15 protein-coding genes are annotated in these 19,057 nt (G+C 61.5%); 3 read left to right on the top strand and 12 right to left on the bottom strand.

The genetic code is table 11. The annotated features are described in order from the left end of the window. The 8 genes from gmd to DID99_RS28370 form a co-directional block, all read right to left on the bottom strand. The gene (gene gmd, locus DID99_RS28405) at positions 1-1,119 is read right to left on the bottom strand and encodes a GDP-mannose 4,6-dehydratase (RefSeq protein WP_124667986.1); all 1,119 of its coding nucleotides are present in this window, start codon (positions 1,117-1,119) and stop codon (positions 1-3) included. A gap of 63 nt (positions 1,120-1,182) precedes the next feature. Then, positions 1,183-3,396, bottom strand: a complete 2,214-nt coding sequence (locus DID99_RS28400; protein ID WP_124668004.1) for a polysaccharide biosynthesis tyrosine autokinase — start codon at positions 3,394-3,396, stop codon at positions 1,183-1,185. 2 nt (positions 3,397-3,398) lie between these two features. Beyond that, positions 3,399-3,839: a low molecular weight protein-tyrosine-phosphatase gene (locus DID99_RS28395; RefSeq protein ID WP_124667985.1), complete on the bottom strand. Its 441-nt coding sequence runs from the start codon at positions 3,837-3,839 to the stop codon at positions 3,399-3,401. Next, a complete protein-coding gene (locus tag DID99_RS28390) occupies positions 3,836-4,927 on the bottom strand; it encodes a polysaccharide biosynthesis/export family protein (RefSeq protein WP_260444720.1) in 1,092 nt (363 codons plus the stop codon). Before DID99_RS28390 ends, DID99_RS28395 begins: the two co-directional genes overlap by 4 nt. Before the next feature lie 137 nt (positions 4,928-5,064). Next, positions 5,065-6,444: an undecaprenyl-phosphate glucose phosphotransferase gene (locus tag DID99_RS28385; RefSeq protein WP_124667983.1), complete on the bottom strand. Its 1,380-nt coding sequence runs from the start codon at positions 6,442-6,444 to the stop codon at positions 5,065-5,067. Between the two features lie 45 nt (positions 6,445-6,489). After that, positions 6,490-8,007: a mannose-1-phosphate guanylyltransferase/mannose-6-phosphate isomerase gene (locus DID99_RS28380; protein WP_124667982.1), complete on the bottom strand. Its 1,518-nt coding sequence runs from the start codon at positions 8,005-8,007 to the stop codon at positions 6,490-6,492. Positions 8,008-8,096: 89 nt separating this feature from the next. Then, positions 8,097-9,071 carry a GlxA family transcriptional regulator gene (locus DID99_RS28375; protein WP_044846979.1) on the bottom strand — a complete coding sequence of 325 codons (975 nt, stop codon included), beginning with the start codon at positions 9,069-9,071 and terminating at the stop codon, positions 8,097-8,099. A gap of 660 nt (positions 9,072-9,731) precedes the next feature. After that, positions 9,732-9,989: a hypothetical protein gene (locus tag DID99_RS28370; protein ID WP_124489101.1), complete on the bottom strand. Its 258-nt coding sequence runs from the start codon at positions 9,987-9,989 to the stop codon at positions 9,732-9,734. 703 nt (positions 9,990-10,692) lie between these two features. Here DID99_RS28370 and DID99_RS28365 point away from each other — a divergent pair. Next, a complete protein-coding gene (locus tag DID99_RS28365; protein ID WP_059681343.1) occupies positions 10,693-11,154 on the top strand; it encodes a GDP-mannose mannosyl hydrolase in 462 nt (153 codons plus the stop codon). 68 nt (positions 11,155-11,222) lie between these two features. Here the strand turns inward: DID99_RS28365 and DID99_RS28360 are convergent, their stop codons facing one another. Then, entirely contained in the window at positions 11,223-12,266 is a 1,044-nt protein-coding gene (locus DID99_RS28360; protein WP_185640906.1) for a GlxA family transcriptional regulator, read from the bottom strand. A 1,647-nt stretch (positions 12,267-13,913) separates the two neighbouring features. Here DID99_RS28360 and DID99_RS28355 point away from each other — a divergent pair. After that, entirely contained in the window at positions 13,914-15,074 is a 1,161-nt protein-coding gene (locus DID99_RS28355; protein WP_124667981.1) for a porin, read from the top strand. Positions 15,075-15,217: 143 nt separating this feature from the next. Then, positions 15,218-15,376 carry a hypothetical protein gene (locus tag DID99_RS37430; protein WP_185715776.1) on the top strand — a complete coding sequence of 53 codons (159 nt, stop codon included), beginning with the start codon at positions 15,218-15,220 and terminating at the stop codon, positions 15,374-15,376. A gap of 3 nt (positions 15,377-15,379) precedes the next feature. On the opposite strand, the gene yjfF is transcribed toward DID99_RS37430, so the two are convergent. The 3 genes from yjfF to DID99_RS28340 are packed head-to-tail and all read right to left on the bottom strand — an operon-like array spanning position 15,380 to position 19,055. After that, a complete protein-coding gene (gene yjfF, locus DID99_RS28350; RefSeq protein ID WP_124667980.1) occupies positions 15,380-16,507 on the bottom strand; it encodes a galactofuranose ABC transporter, permease protein YjfF in 1,128 nt (375 codons plus the stop codon). Beyond that, entirely contained in the window at positions 16,504-17,544 is a 1,041-nt protein-coding gene (locus tag DID99_RS28345) for an ABC transporter permease (RefSeq protein WP_124667979.1), read from the bottom strand. Before DID99_RS28345 ends, yjfF begins: the two co-directional genes overlap by 4 nt. Beyond that, entirely contained in the window at positions 17,541-19,055 is a 1,515-nt protein-coding gene (locus tag DID99_RS28340; protein WP_124571956.1) for a sugar ABC transporter ATP-binding protein, read from the bottom strand. Before DID99_RS28340 ends, DID99_RS28345 begins: the two co-directional genes overlap by 4 nt. Positions 19,056-19,057 lie beyond the last annotated feature (2 nt).

The raw sequence follows: 19,057 nt of genomic DNA, 5'->3' as shown, positions 1-19,057 counted from the left end.
TCACTCGTTGTATTCGAATGTCTTGAAGCCGGCGAGGGTCACCAGCGCATCGCGTCTTGCAACCTGATAGTCCGCACGTACCATTTCAGTGACCAACGATTCGAACGAAGTGGTCGGCTTCCAACCCAGCTTTTCGTGAGCCTTGGTGGGGTCACCCAGCAACGTCTCGACTTCAGTCGGACGGAAGTAGCGCGGATCGACACGGACGATCACAGTGCCAGGCGTCACTTTCGCTTCCGAGCCTTCCACCTTTTCGACGATACCCACCTCGCTGACGCCTTCACCCTCGAATCGCACGGTAACGCCGAGTTCAGCAGCCGCGTGCTTGACAAACTCCCGGACGCTGTACTGCACGCCCGTCGCGATAACGAAGTCTTCTGGCTGCTCCTGTTGCAGCATCATCCACTGCATTTCGACGTAGTCGCGCGCATGGCCCCAGTCGCGCAACGCCGACATGTTTCCAAGGTACAAGCAATCCTGCAGGCCGGCTGCAATACGTGCGATCGCACGCGTGATCTTGCGCGTTACGAAGGTCTCTCCGCGCACTGGCGATTCGTGGTTGAACAGGATGCCGTTGCACGCATAAATGCCGTATGCCTCACGGTAGTTGACGGTGATCCAGTACGCGTACATCTTCGCGACCGCATACGGGCTGCGCGGGTAGAAGGGCGTCGTCTCCTTCTGCGGAATCTCCTGCACGAGACCGTAAAGCTCCGACGTCGATGCCTGATAGAAGCGGGTCTTCTTCTCGAGCCCGAGAATCCGGATTGCTTCAAGGATCCGCAGCGCGCCGATACCATCGGCATTCGCCGTATATTCCGGTTCCTCGAACGAAACGGCGACGTGACTCTGAGCGGCGAGGTTATAAATCTCGTCCGGCTGCACACGCTGGATAATGCGCACGAGGCTCGTCGAATCGGTCAAGTCACCATGATGCAGCACGAAGCGCCGGTCGGATACATGCGGGTCTTGATAGAGATGATCGATCCGGTCGGTATTGAACAGTGAAGCGCGACGCTTGATGCCATGCACTTCGTAGCCCTTGTTCAGCAGCAGTTCTGCAAGATACGAGCCGTCTTGCCCTGTCACGCCGGTAATTAAAGCAACTTTACGATTCATGATTCGATACTCCCAATTGGACATGCCGCACGTGTCGATTTCAAACACATTCCGCGATGTTGTTCACTCTGAAACGCTTTCGTATCCGTAATACCCGGAGTAGTAGCTGCCGTAGCCGAATCGGTGCCGCGGTACGTCGGTCAACAACGCGCCCTTCAGCGCCGCTCCGCCACCACGCAAGCGATTTGCGCATTCGATGAGTTCTGCGCGGGGGTGCTGTCCATGACGAACGACGAGTAGCGTCGCACCGGCATACCGTCCGATCACCGTGGAGTCGGTGACCGCCAGGACGGGTGGTGTATCGACGATGACAAGGTCGTAGCGTCGCGACACTTCATCGAGGAGCGTCTTGAACTGATCGCTCAGCAATAGCTCGGCCGGATTCGGTGGCAAAGACCCCTTCGGAAGCAGATCGACGCCCGTCACGACGTCACGCTGGATTGCCACGTCAAGATTGAACCCCGTAATGACATCCGATAACCCGGGCTGCTTTGACACCCCGAGATACGAGTGAACGTTGCCGCGACGCATGTCCGCATCGATCAAAAGCACGCGGGTACCGCTGCTTGCGATAACGGCCGACAAGTTCACGGACACGAATGACTTTCCGACGTCCGGCCGAGGGCCGGTAATCACGATCACGTTATTGGAAGCATCCAGCAATCCGAACTGCAATGCCGTTCTCAGACTGCGAATCCCCTCGGTCGCCAGATCCTCGGTCTCGAGCGACGCCAGCACGTGGGGGCCAGGTAGCCCACGATCCATTGCTTGTTGCAGGTTGATCTGTGCCTGGCTGTGCGGGATCGTCGCATATACGGGCAAGTCGATGGCTTTCTCGATTTCGTCGCTATGCTTTAAACCGCCAAACAGTGCATGCTTCGCGAACGCCGTCACAGTACCGATTACGAGCCCGAGCAACCCGGCCAACACGACGACGAGCGGGCGCTTAGGCTTCACCGGTTCATCGGCTACCACTGCGAAATCGACGACACGAACGTTACCGACTTGCCCTGCCTTGACGATGCGAAGTTGCTGCGCATTGTCCAGTAAGCTCGTGTAGAGCTCGGTATTCACGCGCACATCGCGCAACAGACGCAGTGCAGACTGCTCGGTATCCGGAAGCGTCAGCACGCGCTTGTTCAACCGATCCTGCTGTTCGTTGAGTGTTGCTATCTGTGCATTCAACCCTGCTAGCGCGGGGTGCTCGCCCGTAAAGCGTTGAGCCATTTCGACACGTTGCTGTTCCAGATCGACGAGCTTGGTCTTGCCTTCGACGATCTGTTGCAGCAAAAGTCGGCTCTCTTCGGTTAGATCGACCGTACCTTTTTTGTTGCGAAATGCATTGTATTTGTCTTCTGACTGGTCAAGCTGTTTGCGCAACTGCGGCAGTTGTTGATCAAGAAACGCAAGCGTGTGCTCCGCCTCAGCCGACTTTCGATCAATATTCTGTTGCACATACGTGGATGCGATCGTGTTGAGGATCTTGGCTGTCCGTGCACTATCCGGGCCGTCCAGCGATGCGCCGATCACGCCCGATTGCTTGGTCTTCTCGGCAATGACGAGACTGTCCTGCAATTGCTTGATCGTCGCCTGTGTCGATGCGCGACTGAGAACGAAGTCCGTGTTTGGTCGCGCACGAAGACTTTCGACCGCCAACTCCACCGGGCCGTATTGATCAACGCCATGCTCAACCCGGCCGACCGTCCCTTTCAGAACGACATCACCCTCCGGGTTCACGAGTTCGTAGTGGCCTTCATCCCGGGCAATCAGCTCGAACCTGGCACCGTACCGTTCCCTTGGCACCTCGAACCGGGAGACTTCGATTTTTTCCCCTCCCCATGCGAAGTGTGTCAATCCGAACCAGGGAGATGCCAGTTTCTTGCTTCCTGCGATGCGTGCCAGCATCGCCCCAACCACCGGTAAATAGCGCGGTTGGACCGAAATATCCAGATGCAGCGCCTCCACCGTGTGCCCAACGACGAGACGGGAACGAAGCAGCTCGATCTCGGCGTCGGCGGTTTGCTTCGTATCGAAGATCGACGCCAGCTCGCCCAACGCATTCTGCGTCGAGTTAGCACTATCTTCGACCTGAATCATCACGTCAGCACGATAGGCCGGTTTCGCAACAAATGCGTAGACCGTCCCGAGTAGAAGTACAAAGGCAGCAATCGCGGAGATGAGCTTCCAGTTCTCCGCGACGACAGCGACATAGTCAGACAGATGGATCTCGTCACCGTCTTGCATGTCGATTATTCTGGATTTATTTACGGATTCCATAGTCAATTCTTGATCCGATTCATTTTGTCAACCCAACGCTTCATACTCTTTTCGATTTGATTCAGCGCCAATTCAAAAACCGATCGTCCTCGCCGGTATGGATCGATAACGTCGATCTTTTCGAACTCACCGATACGAAAAATTCGGCCCTTCGAGAATGGATAGCCGGCTTCGATTCTTCTTCGCTGGCTCTCCGTCATCGTGAGAATCAGGTCCGCTGACCGCATGTGCTGCAGGTTCAAATCGATTGCGATGTGTTCACCAAGGTCAATACCGCGCTCAGCCATCAATTCGACGGCCAGTGGATCTGCGCGCCGCCCTGCCAGCGCCGAACATCCAGCTGATCCAACTCGAGCCGACGGCAATTCCCGGGCCAGCAGCGCTTGCGCCATCGGGCTCCGGCAAATGTTCCCTTCACACACGACGAGGATGTTGTCGATCATTTCGCCAACACTGCGCCGGTCAAACCTGCATTGATTGCGGGCAGCAGCAGGCTCAGCACGCGACTGACACGCACCAGCGCGTTACCGTCGACATACACGACATCCTTTGGCTGCAGTTCAAATTGGTTCGCTAGCACCATCGAAACTGGCGAGCGAGCATTGAGATGAAAAACCTGAGGGTTGGCTTCCGACGCTCCGCGAATCACGTACAACTGAGCAGCATCCGCACTGGCGCTATTCACACTGCCAGCCTGGGAGAGTGCATCACTCAACGTGAGCCGTCCGTTCCTCAACGGCAGTGCCGTAATTGGCTTGTTGACTTCGCCCATGACGAAAGCACCGTTGTCTTCTCGTGAGACGATGCGTAGCAGATCCCCGTTTCTAAGCAAAATTCTCGAGGGATTCACGTTTCGGTCCAGCATCCGCGTGAGGTCGATCCGGTACGACTTGCCATTCCGCACGACAACCATCCGGCTCTGGTCTGCCGTTGGATTGAATCCGCCCGCTCGGTTGATCGCCTCGTTCAACGTCATCGGGACATCATTGACTGCCACGACACCGGGTGTATGGACTTCTCCGTCGACGTAAACTTGCTTCGCCCGGAACGAAGAGACGCGCACCGAAACCTGCGGCTTCACAAAAACGCGTTGCAACGCGGCCTGGACGGCGCGTTGAGCTTGTTCGATACGCATACCGGAAACATGCACGTTGCCGGCGTATGGAACCTGTACGTTGCCGTTATCGTCGATGACGAAGCCCTGGACAGGGTCGTTCGGCCGTGAGTTCGTTGACGTTTGCGCACCCTGTGCAACAGCAAGTTCGGGGTGATCCCAGACCGTGATCTGCAATACGTCACCCACGCCGAGCGTGTACGGCTCCGGTTTTCCTATCAGGTCTTCAAACTGCGTTTCGCCGGTCCGTTTCCCCTCCTCGCGCATCTCCTGAATCAACGCCATGTTGATATCAGTAATCGGAATATGAAGTTCCTGCTGCGACGTGTTTTCATCGCCAGCAGTCACCGGCAATGTCGCTTGCGACGACATACGCATACCCGGCGCAACAGCACACGCCGACAGCACCGCGCTCATCGTTGCACCGATCACGATTCGGGCGCCATGACGGCGAAATTCCGCTGCCCGGCTTTCGCGCCGATCCCAAATACATCTCATCTCGTCTTCCCCGGTTTATGTTTAGAGATGCGACAAATCACGACGTCGAAACCCGCTCAGTAAGCATTCGCATTCACCAACCCCTTCGCCACCGTCGCCAACACGATCCGCATATCCAGCGCGAACGACCAGTTCCGCAGGTAATAAAGGTCATACTCGACACGCTTCTGCATCTTCTCGAGACGATCGGTTTCCCCGCGATACCCGTTCACCTGGGCCCATCCGGTGATCCCCGGCTTGATCCGATAACGATGGATGTACCCGTCGACGACTTTCTGATAAAGCCGATCGTGCTCGATCGCATGCGGCCTCGGCCCGACCACCGACATCTCCCCGCGCAGCACGTTGAGAAACTGCGGCAGCTCGTCCAAACTGGTTCGTCTGAGAAAGCGTCCGACACGGGTGATGCGCGAGTCGCTCTTCGTCGCCTGCGTGACCACGCCTGCCTGTTCGGCGTGCACGCGCATCGTGCGGAACTTCAGGATCTGGAACTTGCGCCCGTCCGCACCCTTGCGGTATTGCTTGAAGAACACCGGCCCGCGCGACGACAACTTCACCGCGATGGCGATCAGCACCATCAGCGGCAGTAGCGCCACCAGCGCGACTGCGGCGAACAGGCGATCGAACACCTCCTTCTGCCACATTGCATGACGCGGAAGCGGCGACGCCACGAGATTGATCGCCGGCGCGCCGATGAGGTCGATCATCGCGCCGTCGAACAGTGCGACGCTGCGCACGTCGGGAATGAAGCGGATGTTCACGAGATCGTCGCCGAACGTGTTGACGAAACGAAGAACGGTCGCCTCCTCCGACAAAGGCAGTGCGAGCCAGATTTCCTGGACACCGTTCTCCCGGACGAACTGCGCGAACACATCGAGCTCCGTGAATACCGGCAAGCGATGCGAAGCATTCGCGGTAACCGGGCGCAGGTCGAATACAGCCGCCGGCCGAAATCCGCTCGCCGGCGACTCCTCGATGTTTCGAACCACCTGTTGGCAGTGCTGAGCGTGTCCTACAACCGCGACACTGCGCAGGTTGATGCCCGCATGACGAACACTGCGCAGAAACAGATGCGTGCCGATTCGCGACGCGATCAGTGCGCCCCCCGTCATCGCGGTCCAGTACACGAACCACAGCCTGGAAATCACGTCCGAGCGATGGAGCGAGAACATCAACACGATCCCGCACGCCTGAACGACGAGCCACGCGAGCGAGATCTTCCCGCTCAACCTCAGCATCGACCGTCCCCGCCACGATTCGTACACGCCGAATACCGGAAACAGCACCAGCGTGAACGCAATCGCGAACGTGACGAGCGCGCTGTCGAAGTGCCCCTCGGAAACCGTCTGATAGCGAAATTGCGACGCAAGCAACGAGCCGGCGACGATCAACGCGATATCCACGAGTCGAGCCATCAAGCCTTGTAGACCGAACATTTCAATCTCCCGTCTGACGCCAACGATCACAGTCGAATCGGGGCATTACGCACGCCCGTACGTATCGTCGAACCGCACGATGTCGTCCTCGCCGAGATACGATCCCGATTGGACTTCGATGAGCTCGAGCGGCAACTTTCCCGGGTTCTCGAGCCGATGCGTCACACCAAGCGGAATGAAGGTGGACTCGTTTTCGCCGAGCATGAATTGCTCGTCGCCGCGGGTAACGAGCGCAGTTCCGCTCACGACGATCCAGTGCTCGGCACGGTGGTGGTGCAGCTGGAGCGACAATCGTCCGCCCGGATGCACGACGATGCGCTTCACCTGGAATCGGGCGCCGTGATCGATCGAGTCGTAGTAGCCCCAGGGGCGGCGCACCTTCCGGTGCGTGTCGGCTTCCGGCGCCTGTTGCGCGCGGATCCGGTTCACGAGGCCCTTTACGTCCTGGACGCGCGAGCGGTCCGCCACCAGCACCGCGTCGGCGGTTTCGACCACCACCGCATTGGTCATGCCGACACATGCGACGAGCCGCCCTTCCGAATGCACGAAGCTCGACGTCGCACCTTCGAACACGACCTTGCCGCGCCCGACGTTGCCGTCCGCATCCTTGTCGAGCGCCTCCCAAACCGCATCCCACGAGCCGAGATCCGACCAGCCCGCATCGAGCGGCACGACCACGCCCTCCACCAGGCTCGTGTCGGACACGAGGCGTTCCATCACCGCGTAGTCGATCGAATCCGACGGCGACTTGAGAAAGGCATCCTCATGCGGCCGGAAGAAAGGACCATCGTGCTTGCCGTGTACATGTGCCGCGAGGCATGCGGCGTGCATATCGGGCTGGAGCGTGCGCAACGTGTCGAGCCAGACGCTCGCGCGCACGACGAAAATGCCGCTGTTCCACCAGTACGAGCCCGATTCGACGTACTGCGCCGCGAGTTCGGCGGCCGGCTTCTCGACGAATCGCTCGATGCGGTGCGCACCGGCGCCAAGGGCCTCGCCGATCTTGATGTAGCCGAACCCCGAATCGGGCCGGGTCGGCGGCACGCCAAGCGTCGCGATCGCGCCGCGCCGCGCATGCTCCACCGCGAGTGCGATCGCACGATGAAACGCGGCGGTATCGGCAATGGCATGATCGGCCGGCATCGCGACGACGATCGCGTCCTTCCCGTCCGCACTGGCGGCAGCGACCGCCAGCGTCAGTGCGGGCGCCGTATCGCGCCGGACCGGCTCGACGATGACGCGGGCATCGAGCCCGCTGGCCCGAAGCTGCTCCGCCGTGACGAAACGATGCTCGTCGCCGCAAACGACGATGGGCGCCGACACATCGCCTTCCTCGATCGAAAAACCCGTCATGCGCTGGACGGTTGCCTGCAGCAGAGAATCCGAACCCAGTACGCCGATCAACTGCTTCGGATACTGTTCGCGCGACATGGGCCACAAGCGCGACCCCGATCCGCCCGCGAGAACGACGGGCGCGACGCTGACCTTCACGTCGACTGCGTCGCCGCGACCGGAGCCGACCGGTCCTGTTTCGCCGCGCTCTGTTTCGATGGATGCCGACATAATCTGCACTCCTATTCTCTCAGGCAATAATTCGATCTGAAAATCCGGGAATGAGCTCCGTCCCTTCGCCGAAGCTTATCCAGCCTTCTCTACAACTCCAGTTCCGTCTGGCTCGAGCGTGCCTGGAACCGGTATTCCGAGGGTGTCACGTCGAGGTGTCGCCGAAAAATCTTGGCCAGGCGATCACCGTTCCCCCACCCGCATTGCCGCGCGATCGTGCCGATCGGCAAGTCGGTTTCCATCAACATCTGCACCGTGCGCTCCAGGCGAACCCGCAGCAGAAATTCGGACGGCGTCATGCCGATTTCCTGCTTGAAATGCCGCAGGAAGTTCCGTTCGCTCATTGCAGCAACCCGCACTGCATCGCTGACGGATATGGCTCTTCCACAGTTCTTGCGCAACCAGCTCGCCGTCGCGCGGACCCGATCGGCTGGCGTGCCATTGCGCACTTCACCCTCCTGCTCGGCCGGCTCGAATGCGTCGCCCAGCGCGAGCCGCGCCACAATGCCTCGCACCGCATCGCCACCCAGGTCGCGTTCGATGAGCGCCAATGCGGCTCTTGCCGGCTCGTAGCCGCCGCGACCCACGCGCACCGCATCCACTGCATCGATCACGTGCGAGCCATTCAGCGCCGCATCGATCAACATCCTGCCTTCGCCGATCGTCTCGACCATGCCCGCCTTCGGCAGCACGATCCGCAACCAGTCGATCACCCGGGCGTCGCGCGACGCGCGACGCGCACCTTCGCCACCCGCGACGAACAGCGCATCGAATGCGTGCGCCGTGCCCGCATCGCATGCGAATGTCCGCACGCTGATGGCCGACGACCAGACGATGTTTCCACCCTTCGACGAATAGAAGCGAATGTCGTACAGCGGAAGTCCTGTCGCGCGCGGCGCATAGATTTCATTGGCTACTTCGAACACCTCGAATACCGCGCCCGCCGCAAACAACGAGAACCCGTCGAAGACGACAACGCCGATATCCCGATTCCTGCGTGACCGCTTTCCCCCAACATCTGCTGCCGCTTCATCTCCCGAATGATCGACACTCGTGTGCGTCATGGCGTGCTCTCGGACAATCAGTCCAATCAACTTCGGTCGTCGTTTTTTACTCCGTTGCGACGCATCATACCGAGGGCGCCGAATGGCGTTTAAACACTGGCCGATTCGAACAAACAGTCGTCGGATTAGTCTGCGGGAATTCCCTGATCGGCCAAATGTTGGCGGTTTCCGACTACCTCGCGGCAGCGAAACGGATGACGAAGAGCTTGCAGAAACAGCGGCGCTCGCATGACGAGCGAGTGATATCCGACGGCAGTCGTTCGGTGATCGAAGCGTCGTGGTGCGCCCACGGGCCGTCAGGCGTTCGGCAAGATGCGCGGCACCTTCGTGCATGAATCACAACGGCAAGCAATGTGGTGCGACATGATCATGTGCTGGCGAGCATCGCTGTGGAGCAGCAGTCGATTCGGCCCTCGAACTCGACAGTACGGTGGCGCAACGCGATCGGCGTCGTTGACGATCAGCCTGCATCGATGCGTCGTATTCGGCCACGGGTGCCGCGCAAGGCCGATTAGCCCGGATCCGCCAGCCCGGCGCCTGGCGAAACGCGCTGACGACGCGATGCAGCAATCCACCGCCCCTTCAGTTCCTTGTATTTTTTTGTTCGAGCCGGCCGGTACTCGCTCCAGCCGCATGACGACGCACACGCGAGCCGGGCGTCTACGACATCACCGCGCTCGCAACGAGCGATGCAATCGCCACGGGTAGCGCGAGCAGCGCCGACAGCGCCATCCTTTTCAAGATTCGAGCTCGCGCCACCTCACGCGAGCCGCGGGCCCGGCGCGACTGAAATTCGAGCAGCAGCAGCCCCTGACCATGTCGTGCGCCGGCCCAAAGGCCGGACGCGGTGCTGAAGACGAGGTAGACGAGAATCCAGACGAAGCAAATCCTCGAGAAGATAAGAAGCGCGACGTTCATGGCGGCGATGCTCCGTTTTCGGCGAGATACCGCGCATCAGATGGCGCGCGGTTCGATGCCGATAGCGTACATTGCAATGCAGCATGCCGGACATGACAATTGATCCGACGATTCCGCCAACCGGTTACCGTACGTTTCCTCCGGGCCGCGCGCGACGCGAAGCACCGCGCGCGTGCAACAACGTTCGCACTGCTTCGTAATGTTCGAAGCCAGGCCACACGGATCGTCTTGCGGATCCACGACTCGAACGACGGCGACTGACATTCACCGTACGCGCAGCTCGACCCGTGATGAATAAAAAGGCCTGCGTGCCACACGGCACGCAGGCAAAATTCCGAGGAGAGTTCCGGGGTGAACGCGTCTCCTCGAAAGGCCAGACAAAAGCGTAACGTCGAATCGACCGTTTCAAAACGAGATGGCGGCTTCGACCACGATCATGGCCGAATGAAAATGTATTGATGCACGCGCACACGTTTCTCGACGGGCATTGCGCCGTCACGCCCGATCCGCTTGCTGCAATTGGCGGATTGCTTCGGTGTTTTGGCCGACGAGCGCAACCTCGACTGGCCATGATGAGATGCGTGCAGACGGACATTCAACGTTCGCTCATCGCCGAAGCCGGCATGTCATCGTCGTGACCGAGTCGCCTCGAACGCGCAACGATGCCGGTGCACTTCGACAGACTTCCAGGAGCCCATCCGCCATGCTTCCGCTGGACACTTTCTTGCGCGTCGTCGACGCAACCCCGCTCGTTGCGATCGACCTGATCATCTCGAACGGCGATGGCGCGTATCTACTCGGTCACCGTGTCAATCGTCCCGCGCAGGGTTTCTGGTTCGTGCCGGGCGGCCGGATTCGCAAGAACGAGCGTCTCGACGATGCGTTCAATCGCATCGCGCGCGACGAACTCGGATGTAGCGGTCTGGAACGTGCGGATGCCGAACTGATCGGCATCTACGATCATCTCTACGAAGACAACTTTGGCGGCGAACCGGGCATCTCGACGCACTATGTGGTGATGGGATACAAGCTCCGCGGCAAGTTCGACCTCGTGTCGCTGCCGAATGCCCAGCACACTGCCTACCGATGGGCGACCGCCGACGAGATCGTCGCCGATCAAACGGTCCATTCGAATACGCGAACCTACTTCGGCACGTCCGCCTGAAATCGGGCGAGCGCTGCTCCCGCGGACAAATCGACTACCCGACGCCGGTCGTTAGCCCGGCGCGGGCATCAAAGCGACGATGTACCGTTGCGAATGTCCGAGCCGCCGACCGACGCGAACATTCTGTCCCGAGCGGCCGCGCGATACTCCGTCGGCGACATCGACAGATGCTGACGGAACAGCTTGGCCAGCCGGTCTCCACTACCGAGGCCGACCCGCCGCGCGACCTTGTCGGCGGGCAAATCTGTCTCGACCAGCATGGAGCATGCCTTTTCGAGCCGCACCCGCAGCACGAATTCGGTTGGCGTCACGCCGATTTCGTTCTTGAAGCGCCGCAGGAAATTCCGCTCGCTCATCGCAGCGGCCTGCGCAGCATTGGCGATCGAGATGCGATTCGCACTGTTGGCCCTAAGATGCTGAGCGGCCGCGCGAATCAATTCACTGGCTCGCGCCTCCTGCGCCCCGAACAGGACGCTCGCAAATTTCCGGTTCGCCCCCGGCATCATGTATGAAACGATCTCTTGCGCGACTTCGTAGCCGGCGTCACGCACGACGATCGACAACGCGGCCGCGAACATGCCTTCGCCATCGTCGTCGGATGGCCCCGATTCGCCCGTACCGCCAACGGCAAGCACCGCCTGCGGCACGACTTCCGGAACTTTCTGGTTCAGGCGAATCGCCGTCAGCATTTCGGCGCCGGCATTGTCGCCCTTGACCACGCGGGCGCGCTGATGGGCATGCTGCAACCAGCTGATGAACGCATCGTCGAGGCCGCTTGCCCGCCCCTGTCCACCGAGCACGAACATGGCCTGCACACTGCTCGCATCGAGCGGGCGGGCCGCTTCCGTCCAGATCTGTACACCCGACGACGAACGAACGGCACCGCCGTGACTGGAATAAAGCCGCAATTCATAGCGATCGGCAAACGCGACGTTCACGCCTTCGAGCTGATTTGCAAGTTCGAATACCGCGGCCAGCCGGCCCATTTGCATGATCGAAAATCCGTCGAGCAGCAGGATGATGACGCTGTCCCGCCGACGACCGACGCTTCTTCCCCGGTCACCACTCACTCTGAACCCCGTAGTCGTTTCGTTCGGCGCTATTTGCATCATCTCGGCCTCTTAACAATTTTTTGCATTTTCTGCAGCGCATCATATGCGGCTAAATCGTCGGCCGATCCGTCGGTGTCCGATCCCGCCTCATTGTTGACGGAATCAGTCAAGGCGATGATATGGAACCAATTATTTGTTGATAATCAGGAATAGGAGCTGGCGTGACGGCACAAAGTCATGGAGATTTGATCCAGATCATTGACGAAACATTTTTGCAACACAACGAGCAGCGCATGTTTCACTCCGGAAATAGAACATGCGTTCAGTTCCTTACAGATCCTTACAGCATGGGTCATAAGGAATCGACGCGTTCGCGTTGTCCGCCGCCTCGACGGCTGGAGGGATGAGACAAAAAAATATGCGCAATGCCTCCCTCTGCGGGAGGGGATATTACCTTGCAAGCTTTACCATGCAAGCGCGATACGAAAAAATCATAGATGGCAAGCGCTTTAACGTTTGCCTATATTAAGTAAATTCTTCCAGATGCATTCGAAATATTATTTGACGATGATAGCCGAATTTCGGCAGATAAATCCGCGCGACTGGGAATGCCCGAATATTTCGTAACATCAAACCCGACGTGCGCCACGGCCCGCGCGTCACATCACCAGGGCCATCGGTTTCCGGAACATGCGACTCTGCCGCCGGCCGATCGTGATGCTTGCCGGGTCGTCGACCGCTCGAAGGCGCATGCGGCAACTCGCGAATCGGAGATATCGCCCTGCCAATCGCTAAGGAAACCGAATTGTCACGGGCGTGATCGTACGACGTGCGCGTTGACATCCGACGCTTGGCGGCGCCCGCCTCAACCAATCACGCTCGGGAATCGAATTCCTGCCGGCATGACTTCGGTCGCGATGATTGCTCTCGCTGTGAAGCATCGTCGAACAGGCTTTACATACACCATTCGATCGGACGGTCGACCCGCACATCGATCTCGCTCATCGTGCAGCGATTATCGGCTCGCCATCGTCTTCGAATTTTCCGGCCATTGATTCCTGCGTCTTCAACGCCCATAACCGGGAATTTTCCAATGTGGGACGCAGTTTGAAAACGCCTTCCTTCCCGGATGATGTCGCTTGCGGAACAACCATGAGTTAATACCGCAGCGCCTGTAGACCAAGCATGCAGAATGCACTGCACCCCAGCCTCGGAAATGAGCGTGTCTGCACCACCATCACTCGATGCGGTTTCCTTGCCGGTCCGACTCCGCACGTCTCGCCCCGGATCTTTCGATACGCCTCGGCACGGTTTCCCGGAGAGTCGGCACATACCCCGGACGATGAGGCTGCACGATGAACGAGAGTGCCGACTCCGCGCCGGCTCGCCCCGGACTCGCCAATAATAAAATCGAAAATCGCTCCCAAAAAACCATGAAGTCCGATTAAATCAAATCATTGGCGTATCACGACTATGTTATCCCGCCGCACCCTCATTTATTCATCGAAAAAAATCACCCTCCCTTCTCTCCGCAAACTCCACTTCGATCAAAGACATCGTCAATTCGACCAGCCTGCACGAACCGAAATGCATCACTCTCCGTTATTTTTTTGAGACACCTCGCCATTTTAATTTCGCACTAAAAATCTCTCGATGTAGTCTGCTTCCGTTCATTTGAACGCAGGCATGCTTGCAAAAGGAGAGACCATGAAACACGCATTTTTTCCTGTCCTTGCGATCGCGTCGGTCACGATGGGCGGCGTAGCCCACGCGCAGTCGAGCGTGACGCTTTACGGGACGATCGACACGTCGCTCACGTACGTGCGCAACGCCGATGGCGGCAAGAACCTTTGGGCGCTCGGCAACAGCAGCGCCGGCAATCTGTCGGGCAGTCGTTGGGGGCTCAAGGGTTCGGAAGATCTCGGCGGCGGCCTGGCGGCGATCTTCCAGCTGGAAAACGGTTTCAATCCGAGTACGGGCGGCCTCGGTCAGGGCAGCCGCATTTTCGGCCGCCAGGCCTATGTCGGGTTGACCAGCAACCAGTATGGCTCGCTCACGCTCGGTCGCCAATACGATCCGCTGATCGACCTCGTGCAGCCGATTACCGCCGACAACTACTTCGGCAGCGTGTTCGCCACCGCCGGTGATGTCGACAACTACGACAACAGCTTCCGCGTCGACAACGCGGTCAAATACACGTCGCCCGTCATCGCCGGACTCCAGTTCGAGGCGATGTATTCGCTAGGCGGTGTCGCGGGCAGCACCGGCTCGAAGCAGTCGTATTCGGCCGGCGTGTCGTACGCCAACGGTCCGCTGAGTCTCGCCGGCGGCTACTTCTATGCAGCCAACGCGAATCCCGTCACGGGAAACCGCACGACATGGTCGAGCACGTCGGACGGCACGTTCGACGGCGCGATCAATACCGGCTACCAGACGGCCCATTCCATCGGCATCGCTCGCGTGGCCGGTCAGTACGTGATCGGTGCGGTCACCGTGGGCGCCGGCTACAGCAACGCCCAGTATCGACGCGACGGCGCATCGGTGTTCGCGAAGAACGAACACTACAACACCGCCCAGGGCTTCCTGAACTATCAGGCGTCCGCGGCGCTGCTCGTCGGGGTCGGCTACAGCTTCACGAAGTCGGGCGGCGACACCTCGGCGAACTACCACCAGGCATCAGTCGGTGCCGATTACAACCTGTCGAAGCGTACGGATGTCTACATGACGGCCGCTTATCAGCATGCAAGCGGGAATACCGGGGACGGTGCCGGCGGTGCGATGCCGGCGCAGGCGTCGATCGGTTCATACGGCTACAACGGCACGAAAAAGCAGGCCCTGGTCAATCTGGGGCTGCGTCACCGGTTCTGATCGTCACTTCGGGGCGCCGACATGTCCGGAGGTCGTCCCCAAACACTCGTGACGGCCGGCCGGCGCGGCGCTCGACGAACCGGCCGTGCTCGCCGGCAACGGCCGCCTTGCCGATATCGTGGCATGACTCGACGAGCATGCATGTGGCGTTCGTGCAGGCGGTACGGGAGCCGCTCGATGCGCCGGACCTGCACGCGATCGAGCGGCTGACCGCGTTGCTGAAACACATCGGCATCGCCGATGCGTCGAAACATACGCCGTTCAACGCCGAACCAGAGATGGATATGCCCGAACCTGCATAACCGTCACCGGCGCGCCGCCGACGGCGTGAAGCGCCACACCCGCCACACCCGCCGCATCGTCGACACCAGCGCCGCATCGTCACCCGGCGCAGCTGACCCGGCCTGCGCGACTTCCCGCTTGCGCCGTTTCGGATCGAGCCCGGTGCCGCCGCTCCGCCGCCGCGCCGCATGCCGCTCGATGATCCGCTGCAGCAGGCAGAACACGCACAGCAGCGCGCCGATCACGATCCGCGTCCACCACGAGCTCAGCGTGCCGTCGAACGTGATCAGCACCTGGATCGTGCCGAGGATGCCGACGCCGAACACCGAGCCGATCACGTACCCAACTCCGCCGGTGAGCAGCGTGCCGCCGATCACGGTCGCGGCGATCGCATCGAGTTCCATTCCCTGCGCCTGCAGCCCATAGCCGGACAGCACGTACAGCGTGAACACCACGCCGCCGAGCGCCGAGCAGAAGCCGCTCAGCGCATACACGCCGACCTTCGTGCGCGCGACCGGCAGCCCCATCAGCAACGCCGAGCGCTCGTTGCCACCGATCGCATACACGTTGCGGCCGAAGCGCGTGAAATGCGCGACGTAGAGCGCGGCGGCCAGCGTCGCGAGCGCGATCAGCGCGCCCGCGCTCAGCGTCCCGCCGCCGACCGGCACGCTGATGCCCGCGAGCGCATGAAAGGTCGGCTCGTTGATCGTGATCGACTGCGTCGTGATCAGGAAGCACGCGCCGCGCGCGAGAAACATCCCGGCCAGCGTGACGATGAACGGCTGCAGCCGGAAGTAATGAATCAGCGCGCCCATCGCCGCACCGTACAACGCGCCGAACACGAGCACGAGCGGCACGATCGCCCAGACGGGCCAGTGCCATCGCTCGGCGCCGACCGCGCAGAAGATCGTTGTCAGAGCAACGACCGAGCCGACCGACAGGTCGATGCCGCCCGACACGATCACGAACGTCATCCCGATCGCGACGATCAGCAGGAATGCGTTGTCGACGAGCAGCCCGGTCAGCACCTGCATCGAGAAGAAACCCGTATACATCACGGATCCGAAGCCGAACAGCGCGGCGAACAGCACGATCGTCACGACGATCGGCAGCGTGCGCGGGTCGGCGAGCCGTGCGAGGAATCGGTTCATCGCGGCGTAGCTCCAGTGGTGGCGCGCGAACGCGCGGAAGGCAGCAGCCGCGACGCGTGCCGGACGACCAGCGCGCGCGCCGCGTCCGACTGGATCAGCGTCACGACGATCACGACCATCGCCTTCACGACGAGCGTCGCCTCCGGCGGCACGCCGATCGAATAGGTCGTGTAGGTGAGTGTCTGGATGATCAGCGCGCCGAGCACGGAGCCGGCGAGGCTGAAGCGGCCGCCGAGCAGCGACGTGCCGCCGAGCGTCACCGCGAGGATCGCGTCGAGCTCGAGCAGCAGCCCCGCGTTGTTGCCGTCGGCGCTGCGCACGTTCGAGCTGGCGAGGATGCCGGCGAGCGCCGACATCACGCCGGAGCACAGATACACGCCGAACACGACCGCCCCCGCGCGCAAGCCCACGAGCCGCGTCGCGACCGGGTTCACGCCGATCGCGCGGATGAACAGGCCGAGCGCCGTGCGGTTCACCAGCAGCGCGCTCGCCACGATCGTCGCAAGCGCGATCCAGACCGCGCACGGCACGGCCGCGAGATAGCCGCCGCCGAGTGCAAGGTAGCCGGGCGCACCGATCGGGATGATTTGCCCGCCGGTCAGCAGCTGCGCGATGCCGCGTCCGGCGACCATCAGGATCAGCGTCGCGATGATCGGCTGCATCCCGACGAACGCGACGAGCACGCCGTTCCATGCGCCGGCGAGCAACCCGACGCCGAGCGCGGCGGCGAGCGCCGTGCCGACCCGCGCCGGATCGCCGTCGAGCACGATCGCCGCGGCGGCGCCCGCGATCGCAACGATCGCACCGACCGAGATGTCGATCCCGCGCGTCGCGATCACGAGCGTCATGCCGAGCGACACGATCACGAGCGGCGCCGCGCGAGTCAGGATGTCGACCGGCGCGCCGAACAGGTGACCGTCGAGCAGCGCGATCGACAGGAAGCCCGGCCGATGCGCGACGTCGAGCGCGAACAGCAGCGCGAGCGTCAGCACCGGCCACACGAGCGGATGACGAAGCAAGGCACGGAGCCGCATCATGACCGGCCTCCCGCAATCAGTTGATACACGTGTTCCTCCGACGCGTCGGCACCGGTCAGTTCGGCGACCTTGCGGCGGTCGCGCAGCACCGCGATCCGGTGGCTCACGCGCACCACTTCGCTGATCTCCGACGAGATGAACAGGATCGCGAGCCCTTGCGCGCACAGCGCGAGCACGCGCTCCATGATGTCGAATTTCGCGGCGACGTCGATGCCGCGGGTCGGCTCGTCGAGGATCAGCAGCTTCGGCTCCGTCGCGAGCCAGCGCGCGAGCAGCACTTTCTGCTGGTTGCCGCCCGACAGCAGCCCGATCGGCTGCTCCGCGTCGCGCGCCTTGATGCCTAGCCGCGCGATGTACGTGTCGGCGAGCTCGCGCTGGCGCGCACGGCTGATCAACCGCCACCAGCCGCGCCGCGCCTGCAGCGCAAGGACGATGTTCTCGCGGATCGACAGCGCGGCGACGATGCCCTCCTTCTTGCGATCCTCCGGGCAATACGCGATCCCGTTGCGGACCGCGTCGTGCGGCGACGCGAGCCGCTTGCGCGCGCCGTCGATCTCGATCGCGCCGGTGTCGGTGCGCTCGGCCGCGAACGCGAGCCGCGCGGTCTCCGTGCGCCCCGAGCCGAGCAGACCGGCCAGTCCGACGATTTCGCCGGGCCGCACGTCGAGATCGAGCGGGCTCATCATCCCGCGCCGGCCGACCTGCCGCATCGACAGGAACGGCGCAGCTGCATCGGCATCGCGCTGCACGGCCGCCGCGCCCGCCTGCAGCGTGCCGGACATCGGCTCACGGCCGGTCATCTTCGCGACCAGCACGTCGACCGGCAGGTCGCGCGCGAGGTACTCGCCCTCGCGCTCGCCGTTGCGCATCACGGTGATCCGGTCGGACACCGCGTAGGTCTGTTCGAGAAAGTGCGTGACGAACAGGATCGCGATGCCCGACGCCTTCAGCCGGCGCAGCACGTCGAACAGCCGCGCGACCTCGCCGTCGTCGAGGCTCGACGTCGGTTCGTCGAGTATCAGCACGCGCGCGTCGACCGACACGGCCCGCGCGATCGCGACCATCTGCTGCACCGCGATCGGATACGCGTCGAGCGAACGCGTGACGTCGAGCGACAGGTCGAGCTCGGCGAGCGCATCGCGTGCCCGCGCGTGGATCGTCTTCCAGTCGATCGCGCCGCGCCGCATCGGCTGCCGGCCCGCGAAGATGTTCTCCGCGACCGACAGGTTCGCGCACAGGTTCACTTCCTGGTACAGCGTCTGGATCCCGGCCGCCTCGGCCTCGCGCGGCGCGGCGAAACTCACCGGCGCACCGCCGACGCGAATCTCGCCCGCGTCGTGCGCGTGCACGCCGGTCAGCACGTTGATCAGCGTCGACTTGCCGGCGCCGTTCTGGCCCATCAGCGCGTGGATCTCGCCCGGAAACAGCCGGAAGTTCACGCGCTGCAGCGCGTGGACACCCGGAAACGCCTTGTCGATGCCGATCATCTCGACCACCGGCGGACTCGTCATGG

It is taken from the genome of Burkholderia sp. Bp8986, from assembly GCF_003854225.1.
Taxonomy (GTDB): Bacteria; Pseudomonadota; Gammaproteobacteria; order Burkholderiales; family Burkholderiaceae; genus Burkholderia.
This window is presented reverse-complemented; position numbering and strand designations above follow the sequence as displayed.

What these genes read in the sequence shown, in the direction of transcription:
- gmd (WP_124667986.1), bottom strand. Translation starts at nt 1,119, where the DNA reads ATGAATCGTAAAGTTGCTTTAATTACCGGCGTGACAGGGCAAGACGGC.
- DID99_RS28400 (WP_124668004.1), bottom strand. Translation starts at nt 3,396, where the DNA reads ATGGAATCCGTAAATAAATCCAGAATAATCGACATGCAAGACGGTGAC.
- DID99_RS28395 (WP_124667985.1), bottom strand. Translation starts at nt 3,839, where the DNA reads ATGATCGACAACATCCTCGTCGTGTGTGAAGGGAACATTTGCCGGAGC.
- DID99_RS28390 (WP_260444720.1), bottom strand. Translation starts at nt 4,927, where the DNA reads ATGAGCGCGGTGCTGTCGGCGTGTGCTGTTGCGCCGGGTATGCGTATG.
- DID99_RS28385 (WP_124667983.1), bottom strand. Translation starts at nt 6,444, where the DNA reads ATGTTCGGTCTACAAGGCTTGATGGCTCGACTCGTGGATATCGCGTTG.
- DID99_RS28380 (WP_124667982.1), bottom strand. Translation starts at nt 8,007, where the DNA reads ATGTCGGCATCCATCGAAACAGAGCGCGGCGAAACAGGACCGGTCGGC.
- DID99_RS28375 (WP_044846979.1), bottom strand. Translation starts at nt 9,071, where the DNA reads ATGACGCACACGAGTGTCGATCATTCGGGAGATGAAGCGGCAGCAGAT.
- DID99_RS28370 (WP_124489101.1), bottom strand. Translation starts at nt 9,989, where the DNA reads ATGAACGTCGCGCTTCTTATCTTCTCGAGGATTTGCTTCGTCTGGATT.
- DID99_RS28365 (WP_059681343.1), top strand. Translation starts at nt 10,693, where the DNA reads ATGCTTCCGCTGGACACTTTCTTGCGCGTCGTCGACGCAACCCCGCTC.
- DID99_RS28360 (WP_185640906.1), bottom strand. Translation starts at nt 12,266, where the DNA reads ATGATGCAAATAGCGCCGAACGAAACGACTACGGGGTTCAGAGTGAGT.
- DID99_RS28355 (WP_124667981.1), top strand. Translation starts at nt 13,914, where the DNA reads ATGAAACACGCATTTTTTCCTGTCCTTGCGATCGCGTCGGTCACGATG.
- yjfF (WP_124667980.1), bottom strand. Translation starts at nt 16,507, where the DNA reads ATGAACCGATTCCTCGCACGGCTCGCCGACCCGCGCACGCTGCCGATC.
- DID99_RS28345 (WP_124667979.1), bottom strand. Translation starts at nt 17,544, where the DNA reads ATGATGCGGCTCCGTGCCTTGCTTCGTCATCCGCTCGTGTGGCCGGTG.
- DID99_RS28340 (WP_124571956.1), bottom strand. Translation starts at nt 19,055, where the DNA reads ATGACGAGTCCGCCGGTGGTCGAGATGATCGGCATCGACAAGGCGTTT.